Origin of the sequence: Streptomyces sp. NBC_00582 (genome assembly GCF_036345155.1) — a bacterium.
Taxonomy (GTDB): Bacteria; Actinomycetota; Actinomycetes; order Streptomycetales; family Streptomycetaceae; genus Streptomyces.
The window spans coordinates 10,424,063-10,447,085 of the sequence record NZ_CP107772.1; the positions used below are offsets into that span (position 1 = coordinate 10,424,063).

The 23,023-nt window shown below is 69.4% G+C and carries 26 protein-coding genes and 1 pseudogene; 7 read left to right on the forward strand and 20 right to left on the reverse strand.

Annotated elements, in window-relative coordinates; genetic code table 11:
* Positions 1 to 23: 23 nt before the first annotated feature.
* The 5 genes from OG852_RS47425 to OG852_RS47445 all read left to right on the forward strand — a co-directional run bounded on the left by OG852_RS47425 (position 24) and on the right by OG852_RS47445 (position 3,463).
* A complete protein-coding gene (locus OG852_RS47425; protein WP_330351259.1) occupies positions 24 to 869 on the forward strand; it encodes a fumarylacetoacetate hydrolase family protein in 846 nt (281 codons plus the stop codon).
* A gap of 53 nt (positions 870 to 922) precedes the next feature.
* Positions 923 to 1,843, forward strand: a complete 921-nt coding sequence (locus OG852_RS47430; RefSeq protein ID WP_330351260.1) for a VOC family protein — start codon at positions 923 to 925, stop codon at positions 1,841 to 1,843.
* A 14-nt stretch (positions 1,844 to 1,857) separates the two neighbouring features.
* Complete coding sequence (locus OG852_RS47435; protein ID WP_330351261.1) at positions 1,858 to 2,583, forward strand: EthD domain-containing protein; 726 nt, start codon at positions 1,858 to 1,860, stop codon at positions 2,581 to 2,583.
* 110 nt (positions 2,584 to 2,693) lie between these two features.
* A complete protein-coding gene (locus tag OG852_RS47440) occupies positions 2,694 to 3,068 on the forward strand; it encodes an antibiotic biosynthesis monooxygenase family protein (RefSeq protein ID WP_330351262.1) in 375 nt (124 codons plus the stop codon).
* Positions 3,065 to 3,463 (forward strand): antibiotic biosynthesis monooxygenase family protein, encoded by a 399-nt coding sequence (locus OG852_RS47445; RefSeq protein ID WP_330351263.1) that lies wholly within the window; start codon positions 3,065 to 3,067, stop codon positions 3,461 to 3,463. Before OG852_RS47440 ends, OG852_RS47445 begins: the two co-directional genes overlap by 4 nt.
* Positions 3,464 to 3,904: 441 nt before the next feature.
* Here OG852_RS47445 and OG852_RS47455 read toward each other — a convergent pair whose 3' ends face one another.
* Complete coding sequence (locus OG852_RS47455) at positions 3,905 to 4,177, reverse strand: nickel-binding protein (RefSeq protein WP_330351264.1); 273 nt, start codon at positions 4,175 to 4,177, stop codon at positions 3,905 to 3,907.
* A 113-nt stretch (positions 4,178 to 4,290) separates the two neighbouring features.
* Here OG852_RS47455 and OG852_RS47460 point away from each other — a divergent pair, with 113 nt between their 5' ends.
* The gene (locus tag OG852_RS47460; protein WP_330351265.1) at positions 4,291 to 5,091 is read left to right on the forward strand and encodes an IclR family transcriptional regulator; all 801 of its coding nucleotides are present in this window, start codon (positions 4,291 to 4,293) and stop codon (positions 5,089 to 5,091) included.
* Between the two features lie 70 nt (positions 5,092 to 5,161).
* Here OG852_RS47460 and OG852_RS47465 read toward each other — a convergent pair whose 3' ends face one another.
* The 19 genes from OG852_RS47465 to OG852_RS47555 all read right to left on the reverse strand — a co-directional run bounded on the left by OG852_RS47465 (position 5,162) and on the right by OG852_RS47555 (position 21,850).
* Positions 5,162 to 5,812, reverse strand: a complete 651-nt coding sequence (locus OG852_RS47465; protein WP_330351266.1) for an MBL fold metallo-hydrolase — start codon at positions 5,810 to 5,812, stop codon at positions 5,162 to 5,164.
* A 34-nt stretch (positions 5,813 to 5,846) separates the two neighbouring features.
* Positions 5,847 to 6,584, reverse strand: coding sequence for a maleylpyruvate isomerase family mycothiol-dependent enzyme (locus OG852_RS47470; RefSeq protein WP_330351267.1), 738 nt, complete (start codon positions 6,582 to 6,584; stop codon positions 5,847 to 5,849).
* Positions 6,574 to 7,410 carry a fumarylacetoacetate hydrolase family protein gene (locus OG852_RS47475; protein ID WP_330351268.1) on the reverse strand — a complete coding sequence of 279 codons (837 nt, stop codon included), beginning with the start codon at positions 7,408 to 7,410 and terminating at the stop codon, positions 6,574 to 6,576. Before OG852_RS47475 ends, OG852_RS47470 begins: the two co-directional genes overlap by 11 nt.
* Complete coding sequence (locus tag OG852_RS47480) at positions 7,407 to 8,498, reverse strand: cupin domain-containing protein (RefSeq protein ID WP_330351269.1); 1,092 nt, start codon at positions 8,496 to 8,498, stop codon at positions 7,407 to 7,409. Before OG852_RS47480 ends, OG852_RS47475 begins: the two co-directional genes overlap by 4 nt.
* A complete protein-coding gene (locus OG852_RS47485) occupies positions 8,495 to 9,190 on the reverse strand; it encodes a class II aldolase/adducin family protein (protein ID WP_330351270.1) in 696 nt (231 codons plus the stop codon). The genes OG852_RS47480 and OG852_RS47485 overlap by 4 nt, the downstream gene beginning before the upstream one ends.
* Positions 9,191 to 9,210: 20 nt before the next feature.
* Complete coding sequence (locus OG852_RS47490) at positions 9,211 to 10,392, reverse strand: FAD-dependent monooxygenase (RefSeq protein WP_330351271.1); 1,182 nt, start codon at positions 10,390 to 10,392, stop codon at positions 9,211 to 9,213.
* Positions 10,393 to 10,394: 2 nt separating this feature from the next.
* Entirely contained in the window at positions 10,395 to 10,724 is a 330-nt protein-coding gene (locus OG852_RS47495; protein WP_330351272.1) for an indolepyruvate ferredoxin oxidoreductase subunit alpha, read from the reverse strand.
* Positions 10,725 to 10,741: 17 nt separating this feature from the next.
* Positions 10,742 to 11,767, reverse strand: a complete 1,026-nt coding sequence (locus OG852_RS47500; protein WP_330351273.1) for an NAD(P)/FAD-dependent oxidoreductase — start codon at positions 11,765 to 11,767, stop codon at positions 10,742 to 10,744.
* Positions 11,767 to 12,627, reverse strand: a complete 861-nt coding sequence (locus tag OG852_RS47505; RefSeq protein WP_330351274.1) for a hypothetical protein — start codon at positions 12,625 to 12,627, stop codon at positions 11,767 to 11,769. The genes OG852_RS47500 and OG852_RS47505 overlap by 1 nt, the downstream gene beginning before the upstream one ends.
* Before the next feature lie 253 nt (positions 12,628 to 12,880).
* Complete coding sequence (locus OG852_RS47510; protein WP_330351275.1) at positions 12,881 to 13,234, reverse strand: DoxX family protein; 354 nt, start codon at positions 13,232 to 13,234, stop codon at positions 12,881 to 12,883.
* A 28-nt stretch (positions 13,235 to 13,262) separates the two neighbouring features.
* Complete coding sequence (locus OG852_RS47515; protein WP_330351276.1) at positions 13,263 to 14,180, reverse strand: fumarylacetoacetate hydrolase family protein; 918 nt, start codon at positions 14,178 to 14,180, stop codon at positions 13,263 to 13,265.
* A 22-nt stretch (positions 14,181 to 14,202) separates the two neighbouring features.
* Positions 14,203 to 15,297: a cupin domain-containing protein gene (locus OG852_RS47520; RefSeq protein ID WP_330351277.1), complete on the reverse strand. Its 1,095-nt coding sequence runs from the start codon at positions 15,295 to 15,297 to the stop codon at positions 14,203 to 14,205.
* 128 nt (positions 15,298 to 15,425) lie between these two features.
* Complete coding sequence (locus OG852_RS47525) at positions 15,426 to 15,968, reverse strand: hypothetical protein (protein WP_330351278.1); 543 nt, start codon at positions 15,966 to 15,968, stop codon at positions 15,426 to 15,428.
* Positions 15,968 to 16,708: a hypothetical protein gene (locus tag OG852_RS47530; protein WP_330351279.1), complete on the reverse strand. Its 741-nt coding sequence runs from the start codon at positions 16,706 to 16,708 to the stop codon at positions 15,968 to 15,970. The genes OG852_RS47525 and OG852_RS47530 overlap by 1 nt, the downstream gene beginning before the upstream one ends.
* A gap of 526 nt (positions 16,709 to 17,234) precedes the next feature.
* Positions 17,235 to 18,335, reverse strand: coding sequence for an alcohol dehydrogenase catalytic domain-containing protein (locus OG852_RS47535; RefSeq protein ID WP_330351280.1), 1,101 nt, complete (start codon positions 18,333 to 18,335; stop codon positions 17,235 to 17,237).
* 22 nt (positions 18,336 to 18,357) lie between these two features.
* Positions 18,358 to 19,341, reverse strand: coding sequence for a hypothetical protein (locus tag OG852_RS47540; RefSeq protein WP_330351281.1), 984 nt, complete (start codon positions 19,339 to 19,341; stop codon positions 18,358 to 18,360).
* Between the two features lie 31 nt (positions 19,342 to 19,372).
* On the reverse strand, positions 19,373 to 20,119 hold the full coding sequence (locus tag OG852_RS47545) for a dienelactone hydrolase family protein (protein WP_330351282.1): 747 nt from the start codon (positions 20,117 to 20,119) through the stop codon (positions 19,373 to 19,375).
* A gap of 13 nt (positions 20,120 to 20,132) precedes the next feature.
* A complete protein-coding gene (locus OG852_RS47550; RefSeq protein ID WP_330351283.1) occupies positions 20,133 to 20,876 on the reverse strand; it encodes a class II aldolase/adducin family protein in 744 nt (247 codons plus the stop codon).
* Positions 20,873 to 21,850 (reverse strand): TAXI family TRAP transporter solute-binding subunit, encoded by a 978-nt coding sequence (locus tag OG852_RS47555; RefSeq protein ID WP_330351284.1) that lies wholly within the window; start codon positions 21,848 to 21,850, stop codon positions 20,873 to 20,875. Before OG852_RS47555 ends, OG852_RS47550 begins: the two co-directional genes overlap by 4 nt.
* Positions 21,851 to 22,576: 726 nt before the next feature.
* Here OG852_RS47555 and OG852_RS47560 point away from each other — a divergent pair.
* Positions 22,577 to 22,912 (forward strand): annotated as a pseudogene (locus OG852_RS47560) (VOC family protein); the annotation flags it as partial.
* Positions 22,913 to 23,023 lie beyond the last annotated feature (111 nt).

Below are 23,023 nucleotides of genomic sequence, written 5' to 3' on the forward strand. Positions count from 1 at the left end.
CCCGTCTCCCCAAGGAGCAGCACGTGCGTACCGCCAACCTGTCCGGGCGTCTTGTCATCATCAAGGACGACGAGACCGCCGTGGACGTGGAACAGGCCAGCAACGGCCTGTTCGGCCCCGACCCCCAGGGCGTCTATGCGCGCTGGGCCGACTTCCGCGCCTGGGCGGCCGGCGCCTATCTGTCCGGAGGGCGGCCCTTCACCGCCGCAGAACTGGGTTCGCCCGCCCCGGCCCCGCGTCAACTGCTCGCGGTGGGCCTCAACTACCGGGCGCATGCCGACGAGTCCGGCTTCGCCGTCCCCGACACGCTGCCGCCCGTGTTCACCAAGTACGTCTCCAGCATCACCGGTCCCGTCACCGAGGTGCGGCTGCCGGAGGGCGGTCACACGGACTGGGAGGTCGAGCTCGTCGCCGTCATCGGCGAGCACGCCTACCGTGTCGGCGAGGACGACGCCTGGCGGTACGTCGCCGGACTGACGGCGGGCCAGGACATCTCGGAACGCATCACCCAACTGCAGGGCCCGGCACCCCAGTTCGGTCTGGGCAAGTCCTTCCCGGGCTTCACCCCGATGGGTCCCTACCTGGTCACTCCGGACGCGTTCGCCGACTCCGACGACATCGAACTGGGCTGCACGATCAACGGCGAAGAGGTGCAGAAGGGCCGCACCCGCGACCTCGTCTTCTCCGTACCCGCTCTCGTGTCCCGGCTGTCGCACATCGTGCCGTTGCTCCCCGGGGACGTCATCTTCACCGGCACCCCGGCCGGCGTCGGCCTGGGCCGCACCCCCCAGCGCTGGCTCACCGACGGCGACGTCCTCGTCAGCCACATCGAGGGCATCGGCGAACTGCGTCAGACCTTCCGCGCCTGAGCGCGGCTCAGCCCCCCCCGCATCCGGACCCTTTAGCGCCCTGGAGTTCCACCATGGCCCTGCATCGTCTCTCCTCGATCGTCATGGGTGTCCCCAACACCCACGAGACGATCGCCTACTACACCGACTTCGGGCTGGCGCCCGAGTCGGACGGCTGGTTCAGCACCCGCGACGGAGGCCGCCAGCTGCGCGTCGTCCACGCGCCGACCCGCCGTCTCGTCGAGCTCACCGTCGGAGTCGACACCCCCGACGATCTCGCCGCGACCGCGGCGAGGCTCGAACGGCTCGGTGTCCCCTCCGACTTCGACGACAAGACGCTCACGGCGTACGAGAAGATCACCGGCGTGCGCGTGGTCCTGCGCGTCGAACCCCGCGTCCACCAGCCGGAAATCCCGGCCACCCCCTACAACGGCCCGGGACGGTTGGAGCGGGTGGGAACGCGCGCGCCCGGAATCGAACGGGTCACGCCCGTCCGCCCCCGGAAGCTGGGGCACGCCGTCCTGGGCACCACGGACTTCGAGGCCACCACTGGCTTCTTCCTCGAAGGACTCGGCTTCAAGCTGTCGGACCGGATGGGTACCGTCGGTGCCTTCATGCGCTGCTCCACCGACCACCACAACGTCCTCGTCCTGTCGGCGCCGGTGCCGTTCCTGCACCACACCTCCTGGCAGGTCGACGACGTCGACGAGGTCGGGCGCGGTGCCAAGGCCATGCTGGACGACCATCCCGAACGGCACGTCTGGGGCCTCGGCCGCCACCACGTCGGCTCCAACTTCTTCTGGTACCTGAAGGACCCGGCCGGCAACTTCTCCGAGTACTACTCCGACCTGGACTGCATCGTCGACGACCAGCTCTGGAAGCCCGAGGTCTTCGAAGGGGCCAAAGGCCTGTTCAACTGGGGGCCGCCCCTGCCGCCCTCCTTCCTCAAGCCCGACGACCTGGCCGAGCTGATGACCGGCTCGCACAGCGGCTGAGTCCGGGAAGCGCTGTGTCCAAGGAGTATCTGGTGCTCACCGCCAGGGACCCCGACAGACATGTCGAGTGTCAGGACTACGTGATCCACCGTCACGCGCCGGCGGTCATGAGTCACCGTGCCTTCCAGGGAGTGTTCAAGCGGTACGTCGCGCATCGGCCGGTCCGACTCGGCGTCCGCACGGACTCGCTTCATCTCTATGGCGCACGTCCCGACATCCCTTTGATCGTCGAGCATGTCTGCGAGGACGCCTCACTCTTCCGTCGGGCGCTCCAGGACGATGACCACAAGGCGGCGATCAAGCCCGACGAGGAGTACATAGGCCGGGAGTTCCTGAGCGGGCCCCCGATGGTGATCGAGACGACGGAGACGGAGATCTTCGCGGGGTCAGGCGCCGGCCTGTTCCACGTCTTCGACTTCCGGAAACGCCATCCCGAAACCAGTCCGGACGGCTTCTCCTCCTGGCTCGACGAAGAAGGCAGCGCCCTCGCCGCTTCAGCTGAGTTCAGGTCGGTGGTCTCCCGGCGCGTCCACAACCTCGTCAGCAAGGACGAGGCGGTCTACGCGGAGGACGGCGGCACCGGTGCCTCTACGGGCCGGGCGTACGACGCCGGCACCGAGACGTGGACGGACTCCTTGGAAGACCTGGCTCGCGCCTGCACCCGGAGACGTGGACGAGGCACAAGGGACACGTGGACGCCGTGTCGAGCTTCTCCCTCGTCACCGCCGAGCACGTCCTGATCGCCGACCGGCGCTGAGGGGTGCCCCTTCGCCTTCATCGGGTCCGACGACCTGGCCGGTCCGATGGCTGGTTCGCACAGCAGACAGCCAGACACCTCAGAGGAGTTCACATGATCGAGCTCAGGGATCTCGATGTCTCGACCCCGTTCCTGGCACAACTCCAGGCCGCGGACGACGGACAGCCCGTCACACTCGTCAACACCTTCGTCGCCCCGGAAGGGAAGATCGACGAGGTCATCGACGTCTGGCGCCAGGACTCCGTCATCATGAAGGCGCAGCCCGGCTTCATCTCCGCCCAGCTGTACCGGGGCATCGGCGACAGCCGCATCCTCACCAACGTGGCCGTCTGGGAGAACCTGACATGCCTCCGGGACGCGTTCATGCGCGAGGAGTTCCAGAAGACGCTCACGCTCTACCCCGACGAGTCGATCGCTCACCCGATCGTGGTGCGCAAGGTGGCGGTTCCTGGGGTGTGTGTCGCATGACCTCTCAGACCGCGGGCGCGGGCGACCTCACGTTCTCCGAACTCGATCCCGGGCAGGACTTCTTCACCCAGGTGGCCCTCGACAGCGGCCCCTGCACGCTCCTCGACATCGTGGTGTCTCCGCCGGGAGCGCACGACGCCGTCCTGGAACAGTGGCGCCGCCACGCGGACCACATGGTGACTCAGCCCGGGTTCATCCGCGCCCAGCTGCATCGGTCGACGGGCGGTGACGGGAACACGATCGTCAACCTGGCCGTCTGGGAGTCCCCCGCCCCGCTCCTCGCCGCCGTCACCACACCCGGGTTCGCTGCCATCGCGACGGAGTACCCGGCGGGTGCGGTCTGCACACGTCAGCTCCTGGCCGAGGAGGCGGTCGAGGGTATCTGCGTGGCATGAGCCGACCCGTGGTGGCCGCGCCGCACGGCCACCACGGGTCACTGCCAAGGCCCGCGCAAGGCGTCCGAACGCCTTGCGCGGGCCTTGTGCGTGGCGGGGCCCACCGACCGGCGCCGGCCCCGGCGAAGGGAGCATGAGGTGGGCGGCGTCGCCGATGAGGGTGACACCCGGCTTGCTCTCCCAGGTCAGGCCGGCGGGGAGCGGCATGATCGGACGGGGCAGGATCGCCTCGTCGCAGGAGCGGATGAGGTGCGTCAGCCGCGGGGCCCAGTCGTAGCCACGTCCGTCCGCCTCTGCCTCAGCGGATGCCATTCCCTCAAGTTTCCGTCGTCGTGGTCCACCCGTTCCCCTGACGCATCGGCCGGTGACGGGATGCAGTCCGAACGGGCCGCCCCCTCCGCGCTCCCGCTTGCGAGGGGGCGGCTCCGCTCTGTCGGCTGATCAGGCCTTCCCCACCATCTGGGCCAGTTCCGCGGCGTTCTGACTGAAGTCGATCTCGTGGATGGCGTCGAAGGGGAAGCCGACCCGCTCGAACTCCGCCTCGACGGCCTTGGCGTTCTCGGCCTCGTAGACGGTGACGATGAACCCGGTGTCGGTGTTCACGTACAGATGCCGGAAGGTCGCGTGCACCTGCTGGGCGACCTCCGGCGCGTTGCCCGCGATCTCCTCCTCGGAGAGGCCCGGCGCCTGGTGAAGGCTCAGGTACAGAGGCATGGCAGTACTCCTTCGTTGGTGCAATGTATCATGATGCAGAACACTGTCCCGTCCACTGAAACGTTATGGCAAGACTCGTGGGGACTGGACATCCCTGCGCTACTGTGCTCTGCGTGGATCAGACATCGGGGACCAACAGCGACGAGCCCAACTCCGCCAGCCGCCCGGCAGGCCTCATCGGAGCCGTCGACAACGTGCTGCGCCTGCTGCGCATGTTCGAGAACCATGAAATGATCCGGGTCAACCAGGTGGCCCGGGACATGGGCCTGTCGCGGTCGACGGTCCACCGCATGCTGGCCACGCTCAGCCACCACAACTTCGTGGCGCAGGACGAGTTCTCCCGCGCCTACAAGCCCGGCCCCGCGCTTGTGGACATCGGCCTGTCGGTCGTCGCGAACATGGACATCCGCGCCATCGCACACGGCGCCCTCGTGCGCCTGCGGGACGAGACCGACGAGACCGTGCAGCTGGCCACCCTCCGCGGCACGGAGGTCCTGTACATCGACAGTGTCGAGAGCAACCAGGTCGTACGGACCAGCAGCCGTACCGGCTGGACGCTCCCGGCCCACGCGACCGCCGCGGGGAAGGCCCTGCTCGCGGAGCTCGGTGACGAGGAACTGGAGGCCCGCTATCCCTCGGAGGAACTGCAGGCCCCCACGTCGCGTGCCCCCCAGACGCGGGAGGAACTCCGCAAACAACTGGCCGACGTGCGGCTGCGCGGCTACGCGGTCAACGACGCGGAAAGCGAGGCCGACGTCAGCGCGGTCGCGGCGGTGGTCCGCGACAAGCACGGCCGGCCCCGGGCGGCCGTGGCCACGACGGCGCCCCGGTCTCGGGTCGACGACAACTGGATCACCGCCGCGGCGTCTGCGACGGTCCGCATCGCACGCGAGCTCAGCGACCGCATCGGCTGACGAGTTTCGCTCCGCGTGTCGGTGGCCCCGGGCCGGGCTCGGGGCCACCGACGGGAGCGACGTGCGTCCCTCACACAGCCGTCGCCGCGGCGTGGTCGAGAACCTGGATGGTGCATCGCTCGGGGCCCAGGTTCCGGAACAGCTGCTGGTGCAGTTGCCGATGGACGGCGGCCAGTCCTGCCTGGTGGATGGGGATCGCGACGCGGGGGGCCACGACCCGCAGGTAGTCGATCGCCTCGCTCGCCTTCATCCACGGGCCTCCGGTCGGCAGGAGCAGGATGTCCACCGGCTGCGGCGAGAGGACGAAGGCGTCGCCCGGGTGGAGCAGCCGGCCGTCGACGAGATAGCCGTTGTTGTGGGCGCATGGCAGGTCGGGGTGGATGACCGCGTGGTCGCCGGCCAGCACCTGAACAGGAACCTCGGCGACGGTGACGGTGTCTCCCTCACCGACGGTCTCGTGCGCCAGCCCGGCGTCCTGCAGAAGCTTGCCGCTGCCAGGGTCCGCGATCAGCCGGGCAGCGGGGTTCTGGGCCAGCAGGGGTGCCAGCCGGGCGACGTCGACGTGGTCGGGGTGCTCATGGGTGATCAGTACGGCATCGAGGTCGCGTACGCCTTCGAAGTCGGTCGAGTAGGCGCCCGGATCGAAGAGCAGCCGGACGGTGCCGGCGTCGCGCTCGATCTCGACCAGGACGCAGGCGTGTCCGAAGTGGGTGATCTTCATGGTGTACTCCGATGGACGGGAGGAATCGTGGGTGTCACAGCCACGGGGGCAGGAGGGGGAGACCTGGCGGTGAACAGGTGAGGCCGACACCGGGGGCCCGCCCGGTGAGCCAGCCCAGGAGCTCGGCGGTGGTGCCCTTCACCTCCGTCATGCTGCCGAGAGGTTTGCTCGGCCGGGTCATCAAGGGTGTACCGCCCGGCTGGGTGCGAATGATCAGGGCCGGGCAGCCGTCGCGTCCGGCCAGAGTGGTGACGACGTCGGGGAGCAGCGCCATGGCCAGGGCGTTGGGGAGCGCGGCGAACGTGACGCCGGTGCCCAGGTCGACGAGGTGGATCCAAACTTCGCGGACGCGCAGCCACGGGACGAGGGACGCCGGGACCGTACGGCCCTGCGCGGTGCGGACGGTCCGTGCCCAGGCCGCGTCCGGCATCCCCGCCAGGGAGTCCTGAAGCCGAGCGGAGCTGTCGTGGACGTCCTTGAGAATCACCTGCGCAGAACGCTGGGCGCCTTCCTCGATGTCGCGCAGCCGCCCGGACGCACCGTGCGGGTACATCGGCGTCTCCACGCCCGTGGTGGCCCAGGTGACCAGGTTGTTCAGGGCGTCGGCGTTGCGCGCCAGGTGCGTGAGCAGGTGGGCCGTCGTCCAGCCGGGAAGAGCCGACGGACCGCTCACCCAGGTTTCGGGTGCCTGGTCCAGTTCGGCGTCGAGCAGGCTTGTGCCGGCCGCGAGCCATTCGAGCAGGAGCGGGCGGGGTGCGGGTTCACGCGCCATCGGGCTTCTCCTGGACGCAGTGGTTACGGCACTCACCGAGTCCCTCGATCCGGGTGGTGAGGAGGGTTCCGTCGCTGAGGTATTCCTTGGGCTCGCGGGCATGGCCCACGCCGCCGGGAGTGCCGGTGGCGATGACGTCCCCGGGTTCGAGGGTGATGATCGTCGACAGGTAGGACACCAGGGCGGCCGGGTCGAAGACCAGGTCACCGGTGTCGGCCTTCTGCTTGGTCTCGCCGTCGACCACGGTGGTGAGCCGACGCGAGCCGGTACCGGCCTCGTCCGCGGTCACCAGGACCGGTCCGAACGGCGTGGTGGCCTCGAAGTTCTTGCCCTGGAGCCATTCCTTGGTGCGGTACTGCCAGTCCCGGGCCGTGACGTCGTTGAGGACCGAGTAACCGGCGATGAGCCCCGCGGCCTCCGCCACGGAGACGTTGCGGGAACGTGCCCCGACGACGACCGCCATCTCGCCTTCCCAGTCCACGGCCTGCGAGGCGGCCGGCAGCACGATGTCGTCGTACGCACCGATGAGGACGGCGGGGAACTTGGCGAACAGCGTGGGGTATTCGGGGAGGTCCCTTCCCATCTCGGTGATGTGCGTGCGGTAGTTCAGGCCCACGCAGAAGATCTTCTGCGGGCGGGGAACGACGGGCGCGTAGTCGAGTGTCTCCAGGGCGTGCCGGGTGCCGTCGGCGGCGGCGGCGAGCTCCTGCCAGCCGTCTTCGGCGAGCAGCGCGCCGACATCCGGGTGACCGGTCTCCACCGCCTCCGTCTGGTCGATGCGGACGGCGGCCGTGCCGGAGCCAGTGCGGATGGTGGCGAGCTTCACGAGTACTCCCTGCGGGCGAGGTTGAGGCGTTCGAAGACGGGGGCGTCGCTGAATCGGAAGAGGTCCAGATCGGTGCCGGCCTCGATGGAGACCTCGCACCACGACGGCACGGCGATGACGTCGCCCCGAACGACGTCGGTGCGGGTGCCGTTCAGGCTGATCACGCCGGACCCGTCGAAGACCTGCCACACGCTGGAACCGGTCTCGCGGACAGGTGCCGTGCGCTGACCGGCGGCGATCCTGTGCATTTCGGTGCGCAGTGTGGTGAGCGCGTCGGACCCCGTGGTGGGGTTGGTGAAGCGCACGGCGGCGTGGCCGGGTTCCAGAACCCCCGGGTGCCCCTCGGCGGCGACTTCGAGCTGGGCGGCCAGGGCCGCGTCGGTGTGTTCCCAGCGGTAGGCGGCCAGGGGGGAGTTGGGTGTGTCCTGCTCCGTCGCCGAGACCGGCCGCAGGCCCGGGTGGCCCCACACCCGCTCGGAACGGGAGCGGTGCGGGGTGGAGCGGTCGCTCACACCGTCCTCGCCGAACTCGAAGAAGCCGGTGTCGGTGGCGGAGACGAACGGGATGTCCAGGCCGTCGAGCCAGGCCATCGGCCGGGGGTGCGGGTTGTGGTGCCCGTGGAACTGCCAGCCCGGTGTGAGCAGGAGGTCACCCCGGCGCATGGCCACGGGATCTCCGTCGACGACGGTCCACACGCCCTCGCCTTCGAGGACGAACCGGAAGGCGTTCTGGCTGTGCCGGTGGGCCGGGGCGACCTCGTTCGGGCCGAGGTACTGGATGGCCGCCCACAGGGTGGGTGTCGCGTACGGCAGCCCGGGCAGGCCTGGGTTGGACACGGCGATCGCCCGGCGCTCGCCCCCGCGTCCGACCGGGACGAGGTCGCCCGCGCGGGCCGCCAAGGGGTAGAGGTCGCCCCAGTGCCAGATGTGCGGAACGGCCTGGGGCTCGGGCGTCATGGGCATGAGGCCCTCGCGTTCGGTCCACAGTGGGATCAGCCCGAACCGGCTGAAGCCCTCGTACAGCTCCTTCTCGGCGGCGCCGGCCTCGGCCTCGTCCGAAGGCTTGGGGGGTATCTGCGTCTGCGTCATCGATCATTCCTCTCCGCGAGCCGCTGCAGGTAGTTCCAGCCGGCCTCGCGTTGCGTGGGGTTCCACACCTGGTCCCGCTTGAATGCGGCCTCCTCGCTGTCGGACCACACCTTCGGTCCGCCGGCGGCCATGGCCATCAGCTGCGTACGGCACGCCCGCTCCAGCAGGACGGCGTTCATCACCGCGGCCGCCGCGTGCGGACCGACGGTGACAGCGCCGTGCTGCGGCATGAGGACCGCGGGAGCGTCGCCGAGCGTCGTGGCGAGCGCGGCACCGAGTTCGGCGGTCGCGATGAGCGCCCCCGTCTCGGTGAAGCGGGGCAGTTGCGGATCGCAGAACACGACGCCGTCGTGCGAGATCGGCCGCAGCGGCACGTCGAGGGAGGCGAAGGCGCTCAGCGCGGGTGCGTGGGTGTGGACGACACAGCCGACGTCCGGCCGCCGCGCCATGATCTCGGTGTGGATCGGGAACTCGATGTGCCGCTTGCCCTCGCCGTGGAGGACCTCGCCGGCGCGGCTGACCAGCAGCACCCGCTCGGCGTCGATCTCCTCGAACCCCCAGCCGGAGGCCTTCATCCACACGCCCTCGCCGTCGGGGTCACGGATGGCCGCGTGCCCCCACACCATGTCGGTCAGGCCCGCTGCCGCCAGGGCGCGACTGGCACGGACGGTCTCGTCGATCTCTTGCTTCATCACGGTCCTCGTGGGTCGGTTCAGGCGGCGTGCGGCTGGTACAGCCAGTCCAGGTCGGTGTAGTCGTCGGCGCTGCGGAGCCGGAAGAGGCGGTCCCGCAGGGCCTCGATCACATCGCCTTCGGCGTGCCAGACATGGCCCCAGCCGCGCGCGACGCGCTGCACCAGCGCCGTACGGGGGATCCGTTCCGCCTGGTAGGCGGCCAAGGCCTTGTCGATGTCGCCGTTGTGCTCGGCCATCTGGCGGGCCAGGCACTCGGCGTCCTCGATGGCCTGGCAGGCACCCTGCGCGAGGTACTGGAACATGGGGTGTGCGGCGTCGCCGAGCAGGGTGATGCGTCCGCGGGTCCAGTTCGCCAGCGGCTCCCGGTCGTACAGGGGCCAGCGCCTGGACCTGTTGAACATCCTGACGGACGTGCGGACCTGCTCGCACGAGGTGGCGAAGGCCGCGTCGAGTTCGTCGGGCCCTCCCCACTGGTCGGTGTGCTCGATCTCCGGCGTGTAGCTGGGGCTGCGGAAGACGGCGACCTGGTTGTACAACTCGCCACGCCGGATCGGGTACTGGACCAGGTGCCTGTTCGCGCCGAGCCAGATGATCTCGTCGTCCGGCTCGACCGGCACACTGATCTCGCTCATCGGGAGCGCGCCGCGGTAGGCGACGTACGCCTCCGTGAAGGGCCGGTCCTCGGAGAGGAGCAGGCGGGCGCGGGAACGCAGGCCGTCGGCGCCGATCAGCGCGTCGGTGCGGTAGCTGTCGCCGTCGGCGAAGCGGACGACGGCGGCCGTGGTGTGGTCCTCGATGTCGACGACCTGACGGTTGTTCTCCAGCGTGACCTTCGGGTGCTCACGGCACGCGGCGAGCAGGACGTCGAGCAGGTCACCGCGGTGCAGCACGCTGTAGGACTGGCCGTAGCGCTCCAGGAACGCGGCACCGAAGTCGATCGTCGTCATGTGCCGGCCGGTGTCGGCGTGCAGGAACACCAGGTTGCGCGGACGCACCGCGACGTCGCTGACGGCGTCGAGGACACCGAGGGATTCGAGGACCCGCAGGGCGTTCGGCGCGAGCTGGATGCCGGCGCCGATCTCCGTGAACTCCTGGGCCTGCTCGACGATGTGGGTCTCGAATCCGGCCTGGGCGAGGGCCAGGCCGGTGGCCATGCCGCCGATGCCGCCTCCGATGACAAGCAGCGGGATGTGTCGCACGGTCACTCCTTGGTCCAGTCGGCGACGAGGGGGGTGTCCACTCCGACGGTGCCGGTGCCGCCGGCGCCACCAGGGCTGTCCAGCGGGGCGTCCCTGCCGGGCAGCGCCGTGGCGAAGAACGCGGCGTTGTCCTGCTTCCAGACGGGATCCGACTTCTCGGGCGCGGTGATGGCGTCCACCGGGCACTCGGGCAGGCAGGCCCCGCAGTCGATGCACTCGACAGGGTTGATGTAGCGCTTGGTGAGGCCCTCGTAGATGCAGTCCACGGGGCACACGTCGACGCAGGAGCCGTCTAGTTCGTTGATGCACTTCTCGTTGATCACGTAAGCCATGAGGTGTCTTCCTCCGTTCAGGGGGTCGGTGTCGGTGGGCGTTCGCTGGAGTGGCCCGGGAAGAGGTCCTCGTCGGGCCGGAGCCGTACGGCGATGTTGTTCACGGCGGTGGCGGCCTCCCCGAACCCGACGGCCATCAGCCGGACCTTGCCGGGGTAGGTGGTGATGTCACCGGCGGCGTAGACGCGATCCAGGCCCGCGGACATCGAGCTGTCCACCTGGATCTGCTGCCGGTCGAGCGTGAGTCCCCAGGTGGTGAGCGGCCCGAGCGAGGCGATGTGTCCCAGGGCCGGGATCAGGACGTCGGCGTCGACGGTCTCCAACGCGTCGGTGCCGCAGTCCCGTACGGTCACGGCCTTCAGGGACTCGGTTCCGTGCACCTCCGCGATCTCGCTGTTGGTCAGGACCCGCACGGGGGAGTCCATGAGCCGGTCCACCGAGAACTGGTGAGCGCGGAAGCGGGTGCGTCGGTGTACGAGTGTGACCTGACGCGCGTGCGGGGCGAGGGTGTTGGCCCAGTCGACGGCGCTGTCTCCGCCACCTACGATCACCACCTGCCGGTCGGTGTACGCGTGCGGGGGCTCGACCAGGTGATGCACACCTTCTCCGGCGAACGCCGTCAAGGCGGGCAGCGGTCTCGGGGTGAAGCGCCCGATGCCGCCGGTGATCAGCACGGCGCCCGCCCGGATGACCCGTCCGGCGTCGGTGGTGACGACGACGGCGCCGGCGTCGTCTCTGCGCAGTTCCATTGCGCTCTCCCCGAGCAGGACGGACGGTGAGGCGGTCTCGGCCTGCTGGGTGAGCCGCTCGACCAGCTCGCGCCCGCGGACGGCCGGAAACCCGGCGACGTCGAAGATCTCCTTGTCGGGGTAGAGCGCCGCCACCTGCCCGCCGAGGTGGGGCAGGCTGTCCACGAGGGTCGCGTCGAGGCCCCGCATTCCCGCGTAGTAGCAGGCGAAGAGGCCGGTGGGACCGGCGCCGACGATGAGGAGCTCGGTCTCCAGGGCGGCGGGGGCCCCGGAGGGCGGGACGGGTGCGGACATCAACGGCTCCCCAGGGTTGCGTCGGCGACGGGATCGGCGTGACCGCGGGCGGCCGCCGGATGCAGCGGAAGCGGCGAGGGTGCTGTGGCGGCAGTGCCGGCGGAACGGTACGTCCGGGCGAGCAACCGCGCGGTCACGCGGGCGACGTCGTCGTCCAGGTCCTCGCGGCAGAGCACTGCGAAGTCGGAGCAGTCCAGCGTCGGCAGGTCCGCGTCGAGGAGGGGGAGCCGACCCGCGGGGACCACCCGGGTCGGCCAGCCCTGGGAGGCGAAGCCGTGCAGCACGCGCGCGTCCCACGCCAGGTACTTCACCGACCGCGCCTCGGAGGCTGCCGTCCAGTCGGGCGTGGACAGCAGGTCGTGGATGACGACGTCCGCCTCGCCGCTGGCGAAACGCTCACAGCAGGTGGCCGGCTGTTCGTCGTGGACGTATGTCACCTGGGCGTCGACACCGGCGATGCGCAGTGCGCGGCGCACTGCGAAGCCGACCAGGCTCACCCCGTCGTCCGCGGGAGTGGCGACTGTGATGCGGCTGGGGGCAGCGACCAGCTCACTGACCGTGTCGTGGGCAAGTCCGGCATCGGCAGCGGCGATCAGACCCCCGCGGCGAGCAACCACCCCGAGCGCGACCAGACCCTGGAGATCGCCGAACTGATGCAGGAGGCGCACTGCCGCGGCGGGTGTGACGACGGCGATGTCGGTCTCCCCGGAGAAGAGCCTGGCGGTCTCGTCCAGACCGCCTCGCCCGACCCGGATGCGGAGACGAGTGCCTTTCGGGCCGAGCCGGCGCACCTCCTGTCGGAGGTGGACGGAGATTCTGCGCAGGTCGCCGTGACCTTCCGGTTCGAACTCGCCAGTCACGAAGTCGCCTTGTGTGCCGCGGACAGCCGTGCCTTCGTGCGGCTCGGGAGCGACGGTGAAGCCCGGCCGGGCAGATCCGGACGCTGGAACATGGCGGCTCCTCCAGGATATTAAAGTGTCGCATCATACGGAACGATGTTCCGTAGTGTGGCGCTATTTTGGGGCTGAAGCAAGACCTGCAGTCGTAACCAAGCCGCCCTCCCAGCCCGCTGATTGCGGGTCGGAAGGGCGGGAGAGCGCGCTGCGAGAGTGATCAGCTGGAAGCGATCCGCAGTACCAGGGCGGCGATGGACAGCACCGTCAGGGCGGCGGCGCCGGTCATCGACTGGTTCATGCGCCCGGATCTGAGATGGAAGGCCAGCGCACCGACGAAGTACGCGGCGCTTCCGACGGCCGCGGCGACGCCGACGGGCCACCAGAACAGCCCGGCAAGAAGGCCGATCCCGCCGGCCACCGTGCATGCGCCGAGCATCCACATCCGTTCGGCCGGGAAGCCGACCTCCGCCATGAGGTCGGCCTGGCCGGTGTTGCCGGTCAGCTTGGCGATGCCGCTGCCCAGCAGGGCGACGGCGAGCACACAGCTGACAATGGCCGTGGCAATGAACATGGACGTCCTCCGGGCGGGATGTGCGATCTCACGCCGGCTCCGCCGTGATCGGAGGAGCCGGCGGCGGTACGGGGCCCCGCCCCGCACCGCCGGTAGGGCAGGGGGTGGCGTTCTCGGCCGTGACGCCGACGGCCAGCCGGCCGATCCGGTCCACCGTCAGTTCCACGGTGTCGCCGCTCTGGATCGGGGCCACACCGGCCGGGGTGCCGGTCGTCACCACGTCGCCGGGTTCGAGCACGGTGACGGTGGAGGCATACGACAGGAAGCGGGCGGCCGACCAGATGAGGTCCCGGGTGTTGGCCTTCTGCCGGAGCGCCCCGTTGACGGTCAGCTCCAGACCGACGTCGTCGGGTGAGCCGAGTTCGTCCGGGGTGACGATCCAAGGGCCCATGGGCGTGAACGTGTCGAAGGACTTGCGGGTGGAGCGGTCCTCACCGCCGCGCATGGTGATGTCCATCAGGCCCGTGTAGCCGAAGACATGATCCAGGGCTTGCTCCGGCGTGACCTGGCTGGTCCGGCGGCCGACGATCAGAGCGAACTCGGCCTCGTGGTCGAAGCGGCGGTCCGAGTAGGGCAGTTGGACGGTACCCCCCGGGTCGAGCAGCGAGGACGGGGACTTGAGGAAGAACCCGAGCGCGCTGATGTGGAAGGCCTCGTTCATCTCCGCCTGGTGGTCGCGGTAGTTGACCGGTGCTGCCACGATCTTCGTGGGATCGGGCACCGGGGCACGCAGCCGCACCTCGTCCAGCGGCAGCCCTGCCGACGCCTCGGATCCGGCAGCCAGTTTCTCCAGGATCGGCCGGACCACGGTGAACTCTGTGATCAGGCGCCGGACAAGGCTGTACGGGCCGGGGGAGAGGGCGGAGGTGAGCTGATCGGTGATGTCCAGGACACGACCGTCTCGCACGAGACCGAGGCGGTCGTCGTCGAAGCGGGCGATGCGCATGAGGGCTCTCCAGGGGGCATGGTCAGGGGGTCAGAGAGGTTTCGGGAGGATCGGCAGCCGCTTCCTCCCGGTAGAGAGCCAGGGCTTCCAGCACAGGGGCGTCACTGACGGTGAACAGATCGAGCGGTTCGTCCGCGATGTACGCCACGGACGTCCAGGAGGGGACGGCGATCAGGTCACCCGGGGCGACGTCGTAGGAAATCCCGTCCAGGACGACGGCGCCGGTGCCACGGAAGGCGGCGACGAGCGAGGAACCGGTGCGTCGCAGGGCGGGAGTGGTGTGGCCAGGCAGGTATCGGTGCATCTCGCACCGCATCGTGGGCATCACGTCGCGGCCGTTCGTCGGATCGGCGAAGCGGACGTGCGCGTGGCGGGCACCGGCGGCCTCGGCGCCCTCGTCGGCGAGACGGCTGCTCAGCGCGCGGTCGGTGGCGGCCCAGGGGTAGCGCAGGAGAGGGGAGTGGGCGGCCGGCGGGGAAGGCCCGTCGCAGGGAAGGAGTCCCGGTCCGCCGCCGTAGCGGCTCTCGGAGGCGGACCGGGGAGCGGTGACGCGTGCAGCGCCGGGTTCGTGGCCACGTTCGAAGAACACGGCCCCCAGCGCCTCGACCAGGGGCAGGTCGAGTGCATCGAACCAGGCCATGGGGGTGGTGCCTGGGTTGTGGTGTTCGTGCCAGGTCCAACTGGGAGTGAGGATCAGGTCTCCCGCCGCCATGTGCAGCGGATCGCCGTTCACCAGAGTCCACACGCCCTCGCCCTCCAGCACGAAGCGCAGGGCGGCGGGGGTGTGGCGGTGGGCGGGCGCCGTCTCCGCGGGGCCGAGGTACTGCACCGCCCCCCACAGTGTGGGGGTCGCGTACGGGGCGCCGCCCAGGCTGGGATTGGCCAACGACAGCACCCGCCGGTCACCACCGCGGTCCACGGGGACGAGGTCTCCGGCACGCGCGCCCAGTTCCCGCAACTCCTTGCCGCGCCAGCGATACGGTGTCGCCCAGGCTTTCGGCGTGGGGGTGAGCAGCCCGGTCAACTCCCACAGCGGCTGGAGGTTTCTCTCCGCAAGGTCTGCGTACAGGTTGCTCAGAGCGGGATCGGCAGGCGCGTGAAAGCGCCGAGTAGCCATGTCTCTCCTACGGTGTCCGGCGGCGGGGAGGCCGGATGCGGCATCGACGATGCCGGTTGCCAAGACCGACCGGCTGTCAACTGCCGCTTCCTGCCCCGCGGTGTGTCGTCCTCGCCCGGGGGCGGCCCTCAGGCGACGGGAACGGGGGCCTGCCAGCCGTACGACGCCAGGTTGATCTCCGGGTGGACCGCCGCGCACTTCGCACAGGTACGGGCGGACAGATCGGTGGTGAAGCGGGCGCAGGCCGCTGCGTACTTCTGGACGACCGGGGTGTCGTTGTCGTGCTCCCACTCGTAGCGGCAGAGCTCGGTCTGACATCCCGGGCAGTACCACGCGGCCCCCTGGCGGCCGGCGTCGAGCGCCATGTAGCGGATCGCGACGCCTTCCTGAAGCGGCACGATCTGGTGCGGGGTGCCGGCGGGAACGTAGATGTGATCTCCGATGTCCATCCGGAACCGGTTCACGGAACTGTCCTTCAGGTGCACCTGGGCGGCGCCGGACAGCTGGCTGATCACGGTGTCCTTCTCACAGATCAGGTGGAAGGGCTGCGGCAGCCAGTTACGTGACAGATAGAGCTGCGGGTCGGTGTCGGCGGGCAGGACGGCGGCGTCCTCGTAGTTCCCCAGCTCGGCGGCGACCTTGAGGGAGTGCAGCATGCGGCGGCGGTTCATCACTTCTCCTGGTCGTCCTGCGGGGCGGCTGCCTCGCGCATGGCGCGGTGGGCCTTGGTCGTGGCGTCTGTCTGGACCACCGTGCGTGCCCAGCCCCAGATGTCCGACGGGAACACGTCGTTGACATGCCCGCACGCCTGACAGGTGCGTCCCTCGTCGGAGTTGCGCCGGCTGACGAACTCCATGGAGCCCAGCGTCGTGGAGAACTGGCGTATCGGGGCGTCATGTTCACCGTGGCGGGCCACGTCGTATCCGGGCAGCGGGAACGGCGTCGCGTCGTAGTCGTAGCGGACGATCTCCGCCTTGCAGTTCTTGCAACGGGCGATCAGCGCCTCGGTCTGGTCGCCCTCCTCCGACTGGTGCTGGGTGACGACGATGACCGCGTACGCCTCGGGGTTCTTCTCGTCCCGAAGGAAGGAGTTCACTCCGTGCAGATTCTGGGTCGCCATGATCTGCCCGGTGGCGAGCATCGCCTCGTTGGAGCCGTAGGTGACGGCCACCTCGTTCACCGTGTTCCAGTGGAAGAAGTGCCCGTAGGCCTTTTCAGGGCCGCCGATGAGCACGTTCCCGCAGGGCACGATCGCTCCGGCGTGGTCGTACGGGAAAAGGGGCGTCAGCTGCGAGGCCGCCTTGGCCATCCGCTCGTAGACGTTTGCCTTCATCGGTTCGCGGTCGGGGTCCGGCGGAGGGATTCGCCGAGTGTCCTGAAGGCCGTCCTGCTCGGAGACAAGCTCGCTCACAACATCTCCTCCTTGAGATACTGTCGCATGATGCGGAACACTGACCCCTATTGTGAAACTAGATGTGGGGGATGGCAAGGTGGAACTCGCAGAAAATCGCGTGATCGTGGGATGGCCGGGGCGGTGGTCCCCGGCGCGCCCCGCCACGAGAATCAAGCGTGGCGGGACTCCGCCCCAGGCGGCTTGAGAACGGCCGCTGTCTCGGCGAGCCGGCCATGACCTCCTGCGCGAGTTCCCCGGAAGGGCTCTTCGGCCGGTGTGAGCGGCCTTGGCCGCCGACGGCATCACCAGGAGGGACTCTTGGTCATCCGTCAGGTCTCACATCAGCTCCGTGGAAGCCTGTTCGATGCGGGACTTGCAGGGTGCCGGGGCCACGTGCACGTGTACGCGGACATCAGGGATCGGAGGGATCCGCAGAGGCGCTGCGCTCGACTGAAAGACCGCTACGCCGTGGGAGGTGAGCCGGTGGGCCATGGTGAGACCGACCTGCCCGCGCCCACGACGAGTACGGGCTGCCGTGGGCGATCTACGGGTTGACGACCGCCATCCAGATCGGCTCGGTTCTGCTCTGCATGGCCTCGACGGCCTCCTTCGCCTCCGTGAGCGGGTAGCGGTGGGTGATGAGTTCGTCCACGTCGAGCGCCTTCTCGGCGAGCAGAGAGAGAACTTCCTGTGCGTCGGTACGGGTGCAGGAACGAGTGCCGACGAAGCGCCAGCAGTTGACCATGACGGCGATCGCGGGGAGCGTCAGCGGGCTGGGGTTGGCGCCCATGTGCACCAAAGTTCCGCCGGTGGTGAGCGAGGCCATGGCCTGGGAGGTGGCCGGCCCCTGCGGGACGTAGTCGAGGACCGCGTCCGCTCCCTGCGGGACGAGCGCGCGCAGGGCGCGGGTGAGGCCCTGCGCGGAGTGCCAGTTCTCGGGCAGGGTCTCCAGCGCTACGACATCGGTGGCGACGTCGCCCGCCAGATGCCGGATGGCCTCCAGCCGTTCGGCGCTGCGCCCGACGAGAATCAGACGCGCCACTCCGTAGTGCCGGGCGAGTTTGATGGTGGAGGTGCCCATCGTGCCGGTGGCGGCGGTGACCACCAGGGTGGCGCCCAGGGGCAGATCGGCGCTCTTCAGGGCGCGTACGGCGTTGGCGATGTCGTAGACCTTGGCGCCGACGTCGAAGGACACGCTGTCCGGCAGCCGATCGACGAGCCAGTGCGGCACCCGGACGTACTCTGCCAGACCGCCGTCGTGATAGCGCTCGTACAGCGGCATGGGGACGTCACCGAACCCAGCGTGACCGATCACCGCCTGCTGCGCGCACATCATGTCCCGGTTCGAGCGGCAGTAGCGGCAGGCGCGGCAGTTGAGGTTGGGATGCACCCGCACCCGGGTGCCGATCTCGATGCCCTCCACCTCGCTGCCGACGGCGGCGATGGTTCCGGCGGCCTCGTGCCCGAGGGTGGTCGGCAGATGCTTGAAGGCGCCCATGGCCAGCAGGGTCATCATGCCGGGGGCAAGCCCCGCGGAGGCTACCTTGATCAGGACGTCCTGGGGGCCGGGCTCGGGAATGTCGATCTTGTCCAGGTGCAGTGCGTCGGAGCCCTTCCGGGCCCGTGCGGCGAGCATGGTGGTCATGATGTGCGGCTCCTCTGCCGTTTCAGACGTTCAGGGCGGTCAGGCGTTCGGGGGTGTACGGCTCGGCGGTCCTGGTCGTTTCGGCGATCTGCGGGAGCTCCCGGTCCGAGAACAGGGCGATGTGCTCGCTCTCCTCGCCGCACACGCTCGTGTGGGCTATGCCGAGGGGGATGCGGACGAAGTCGCCGGGCCCGAGGTCGACGATGCCGCGCTGGCTGATCAGGGTGCGGCGGCCGCTGATCTGGTACTGGACCTCGTCGGCGTCCAGGGCGCGGCGGTACGTCCGGACGCCCGCGGGCCGAATCCGGACCGTGCCGAGGCGGAAGCCCGCGGAACGGTACAGCCAGGTCGTGCCGGGTTCGTCCGAGCCGGTGAGGACCTGGAGGCGTTCCTTCTCCGCGTGCACCTGCTCCAGCAGCCGCAGCTCGTCGATGGGCGCGACGGTGATGTCGTGTCCGACGGAGCCCATGCACTGGGTGACCGCCTCGTTGATCGCCCCGGGCTCCCATCCCGGGAACGGCGGGATGACCGCCTGCGACTGCCGGGCGGCGGCACGCTCCTCCGTGACCGGGGCCGGCGTGTAAAAGAGCAGGTGGCTCTCGCGGCGCCCCCAGTTGTCGTGGGCGACACCACGGGGCAGTCGGGAGAACTCGCCAGGCCGGTGCTCGACCACTCCGAGCTCGGTCATCAGGGTGCGCTCGCCGTCGATCTGGTAGGAGATCTCGTCGACGTCGCAGTTACGGTGGTAGAAGGGCTGACGGCCCTCCATCGTCTGCCACTCGACGCGCAGTTGGGCGCTCTCGTAGACGCCGCGCGGCGGAGCGAACGGAAGCGCCTCGTACTCCTGCGGGAAGTGCACGACGCTCAGCGGCTCGTGGTCCCTCCACAGCTTGATCGGCACGCGGCTGGGGTGCGGGGGCGAGAGCAGAAGGTGCTCGTCGCGCTCGATGGTGCGTGAGGGCTCGTCGGAGCAGACGACGGCGACGACTTCGGTGACGGTACCCATGAAACTTCCTTGTTTCGTCGGGGTGATGGAATCAGGCGGCCTGGGGGAGGTGCTTGTCGAGGAAGGCGTGGGTGCGCCGCCAGGCGGTGGCGGCGCTGTGCTCGACGTACATGTGCGGGCGGGCGTCGCAGGCGAAGGCATGGCCGGCGCCGCCATAGACATGGCTTTCGAAGTCGGCCTCCGCGGCGGTGAGGGCTCCCTCGATGGCCGCGACCTGCTCGGCGGGGATGGTGGGGTCCTGGGAGCCGACATGCAGCTGCAGGGGTGCGTCGATGTTCTTGGCCCGGTCCACGACCGCGTGCGGGCCGGCGGCGATGCCGGGGCCGTAGAAGACGACGACGGCGCCGAGACCGCTGATACCGGTGGCCGCGGTGAACGCGGCCCGGCCGCCGAAGCAGAACCCGTTGACCGCCGTGCGGGAGGCGGGAACGCCCTCCCGCTCCGCGAGGTGGGTGAGGACCGCCTCGACGTCGGTGACGATCGCGTCCGGTCCGATGGCACCGATCAGCGGCATGACCTCGGCGTGCTGCTCGTAGGCGAGAGTGCCCACCCCGTTGCGATGGAACAGGTCCGGGGCGAGGGCGAGGAAGCCACGGGCGGCGTAGCGGCGGGCGATGTCCTGGATATGGTCATTGACCCCGAACGCCTCCTGCAGGACGATCACCGCGCGGTCCGCGGGCCGGTCGGGCCGTGCCCGATACACGCGCATCGGTCCGTCGGCGGTGGGGACGATGATCCATCCGGTCGGTGTGGCGAGGGTGTTGTGCTGGTCGCTCATGGTGCTGGGTCCTTCATTGGAGTGTGGGCTCGATGGCTGATGGCGTGAGGGGGCGGGCGGCGGCGAGTGTCGCCGCCCGCCGCACGAGGTAGCGGTATCCGGCTTCCAGCTGACTGTCGGCCCAGCATTCGGCGTGCTTGGCCGAGGCCTCGGCGTCGCCTGACCACACACGGACCTCGCCGGCCGCTGCCGCGGTGAGCTGGACGGCGCACGCCCGCTCGAGCAGTACGGCGTGCATGACGGCGGCCGGTACGGTGCGGCCGGCGGCCACCAGGCCGTGCTTGGGCATGAGGGCGGCCGAGGCCCCGCCCAGGTCCGCGGCGAGCGCCTTGCCCAGCTCCGGGGTGCTGACGAGGCTGCCGGTGGCCTGGAAGCGCGGTACGTCCTCGCCCTCGAACAGGGATCCGTCGTGGGAGATCGGGCGGAGCGCGGTCCCGAGTGCCGCGAACGCGACCGCGGACACCGCGTGGGTGTGCACCGTGCAGGTGAGGTCCGGTGACGCCTTCAGGATCTCCAGGTGGATGTGGCACTCCTTGTGCGGAGTCCCCTTCCCGAGCAGGACTTCGGCGTCCCATGACACAAGCTGCAGGCGGTCCCCGTCGACCTCTTCGAGTCCCCAGCCCGGTGCCTTGATCCAGATACCGCGGCCCTGCGGATCGCGCACCGCGACATGTCCCCAGACCATGTCGCCCTGTCCGGCCGCGGCCAGGGCGTGGGAGGCCTGGATCGCGAGCGCGGGGGTGTCGCCGGGCGTCATGACGCGGTGAGGGCGCTGTAGTACTGGGCGGCCCCCGGGTGCAGGGGAACGGGGGTCTTGCCCATGGTCACGGGGTCGAGCGGGTAGGTGACCGGGCTGCGTTCGGGGGCCAGGTGGTGATACTGCCTCTCCAGGATCTGCCGGGTCTCCCCGAGCACCCAGGCGATGGCATAGGCCACGTCGTCCGGGAGGTCGGCGCGGGTGAGGACCAGGAAGTCGGAGAAGTCGAGTGTCGTGAATGCGGTGCGGTCGGGGAAGTAGCCGTCCTCGACCGTGGCCGCCGGCCAGCCGAAGTCGTCGTAGAGGCTGTCGAGGACGTCTTTCTCGACTTCAAGGAAGTTCAGGTGCCGGCCGATCTCCTGCCAGGCCGGGAGCATCACCGCCTCGTGCACGATGGCGTTCGCCCGGCCCTCTTTCACGTGGTCCAGGGATTCGTACGGCCGCTCGTCCTGGAGTAGTTCGCCGCCCCATCCGGTGACGTCGACGCCCGAGCGGGTCAGCACGTGATGCGCCGCCAGCCCTACATGGTTGACGCCGTCGTGCACCGACGTGGCAAGTCGCAGAACGGGCTTGCGCTCGCGCAGTTCGGCGAAGGTCGTCACCCCGAGATCCTTGTGCACGCCCACCACCAAACGGTCGCGTTGCGGTACGACACCCAGGGCGCGCAGGTCCGGGTAGGACTCGTTCGTGTAGACACCGGCCGCCTCCAGTGCGGCGACCGTGAAGGCGGCGGGCGTGGTGAGTGCCACCTGTACCTCGCCCCGGCCCACCGCCCGTACGGAGTCGCTGAACCCGCGGCCCCGCCAGGTGGCGATCCGCGAGTGCGGGCCGCACCTGTCCCCCAGTTCCTGCGAGATCCAGCCGCACACCCGGTGCAGATTGGCGGTACCCCAGTCACCCCGCAGGTGCAGCTCGAGTGAGCGCTCGATCTTTGGCTCCGCCGGGCGGCCGGGTCGCATCGAGGGTGAACCCACAACCCCTCCTTGTGTCCTGAATATAAGGACCAGTGTCCTATTTGACGGCCAGCATAGAAGGTGATGCTCTGGATGACGAGGGGGTTACGGGTATGAATCTAAGCCTATACCTCTATGGGTAGAGTTAATAGTTGGCCGCCTCCGGACGGTGCCGCAACAGGCGCCTGGTCGGTGCCGGCGCTGAGGCCGCATCCGGCATCCACCGGTTCCCGAACTGGGAACGACCGTCGGTGGACAGCCACCAAGCACCCTTGCTCAAGACGTGCACATCGAGGTGGCCATGAGCCACGGCAGAACTCTCGCGATCACTCCAAGCTCACGAACCCGTCGTGTCCTGATCCACGAGGAGTCGCGCGACAGCCTCCTCGCCCCGTCGCTCAAGGGCGTCGACCAGTTCCCCGTGCGGCCGGCAGTGGCCGCGCCATGCTCTGCCCCCGGGCCGCCCCAGGCTCCCTCACGCGGCGTCGCCACCACCCCGCCACCGTTTGACCAAGCACCTTCTAATCATTATGGCGATTGCCTTCCCACCTCTTGACGACCGGCGAAACAGGGATGCAACATCACCATAATCATCATGATGATCGGAGATACCATGGTTCCCCGTCCTTGGCGAGCAGGAATTCCGTGACCTCATGGCGGGCGTCCGCGCACCAGTCACGATCGTGACCGCCACGGCGGAAGGACATCCCTGCGGCCCTCCAAGGTCACCGTGGCACTGACCGCTTCGCCGCGCCGGTCGCGTTCCCGCACCACAGCTCCTGGCAGGTCGACGACGTCGACGAGGTCGGGCGCGGTGCCAAGGCCATGCTGGACGACCACCCCGAACGGCACGTCCGGCGCCTCGGCCGCCAGCACGTCGGCTCCGACTTCTTCTGGTACCTGAAGGACCCGGCCGGCAACTTCTCCGAGTACTACTCCGACCTGGACTGCATCGTCGACGACCAGCTGTGGAATCCGGATGTCTTCGAAGGCGCAAAGGGACTGTTCCACCGGGGCCCGCCCCCGCCGCCCTCCTTCCTCAAGCCCGACGATCTCGCCGCGCTCATGACCGGCTCGCACAGCAACCAGCCATTGACCCGAGGAGGACCTGAGATGAGCAGTACGGAAGCGACGGCGACCCCGCCCGAGACCGACTTCGACCACCACGCCCCCCACCTGAGCGTCAGCCACGAC

Coding starts and splice junctions, on each gene's coding strand:
- OG852_RS47430 (WP_330351260.1), top strand. CDS start 923: ATGGCCCTGCATCGTCTCTCCTCGATCGTCATGGGTGTCCCCAACACC.
- OG852_RS47440 (WP_330351262.1), top strand. CDS start 2,694: ATGATCGAGCTCAGGGATCTCGATGTCTCGACCCCGTTCCTGGCACAA.
- OG852_RS47445 (WP_330351263.1), top strand. CDS start 3,065: ATGACCTCTCAGACCGCGGGCGCGGGCGACCTCACGTTCTCCGAACTC.
- OG852_RS47455 (WP_330351264.1), bottom strand. CDS start 4,177: ATGCCTCTGTACCTGAGCCTTCACCAGGCGCCGGGCCTCTCCGAGGAG.
- OG852_RS47465 (WP_330351266.1), bottom strand. CDS start 5,812: ATGAAGATCACCCACTTCGGACACGCCTGCGTCCTGGTCGAGATCGAG.
- OG852_RS47470 (WP_330351267.1), bottom strand. CDS start 6,584: ATGGCGCGTGAACCCGCACCCCGCCCGCTCCTGCTCGAATGGCTCGCG.
- OG852_RS47480 (WP_330351269.1), bottom strand. CDS start 8,498: ATGACGCAGACGCAGATACCCCCCAAGCCTTCGGACGAGGCCGAGGCC.
- OG852_RS47485 (WP_330351270.1), bottom strand. CDS start 9,190: ATGAAGCAAGAGATCGACGAGACCGTCCGTGCCAGTCGCGCCCTGGCG.
- OG852_RS47495 (WP_330351272.1), bottom strand. CDS start 10,724: ATGGCTTACGTGATCAACGAGAAGTGCATCAACGAACTAGACGGCTCC.
- OG852_RS47500 (WP_330351273.1), bottom strand. CDS start 11,767: ATGTCCGCACCCGTCCCGCCCTCCGGGGCCCCCGCCGCCCTGGAGACC.
- OG852_RS47510 (WP_330351275.1), bottom strand. CDS start 13,234: ATGTTCATTGCCACGGCCATTGTCAGCTGTGTGCTCGCCGTCGCCCTG.
- OG852_RS47515 (WP_330351276.1), bottom strand. CDS start 14,180: ATGCGCATCGCCCGCTTCGACGACGACCGCCTCGGTCTCGTGCGAGAC.
- OG852_RS47520 (WP_330351277.1), bottom strand. CDS start 15,297: ATGGCTACTCGGCGCTTTCACGCGCCTGCCGATCCCGCTCTGAGCAAC.
- OG852_RS47525 (WP_330351278.1), bottom strand. CDS start 15,968: ATGAACCGCCGCCGCATGCTGCACTCCCTCAAGGTCGCCGCCGAGCTG.
- OG852_RS47535 (WP_330351280.1), bottom strand. CDS start 18,335: ATGACCACCATGCTCGCCGCACGGGCCCGGAAGGGCTCCGACGCACTG.
- OG852_RS47540 (WP_330351281.1), bottom strand. CDS start 19,341: ATGGGTACCGTCACCGAAGTCGTCGCCGTCGTCTGCTCCGACGAGCCC.
- OG852_RS47545 (WP_330351282.1), bottom strand. CDS start 20,119: ATGAGCGACCAGCACAACACCCTCGCCACACCGACCGGATGGATCATC.
- OG852_RS47550 (WP_330351283.1), bottom strand. CDS start 20,876: ATGACGCCCGGCGACACCCCCGCGCTCGCGATCCAGGCCTCCCACGCC.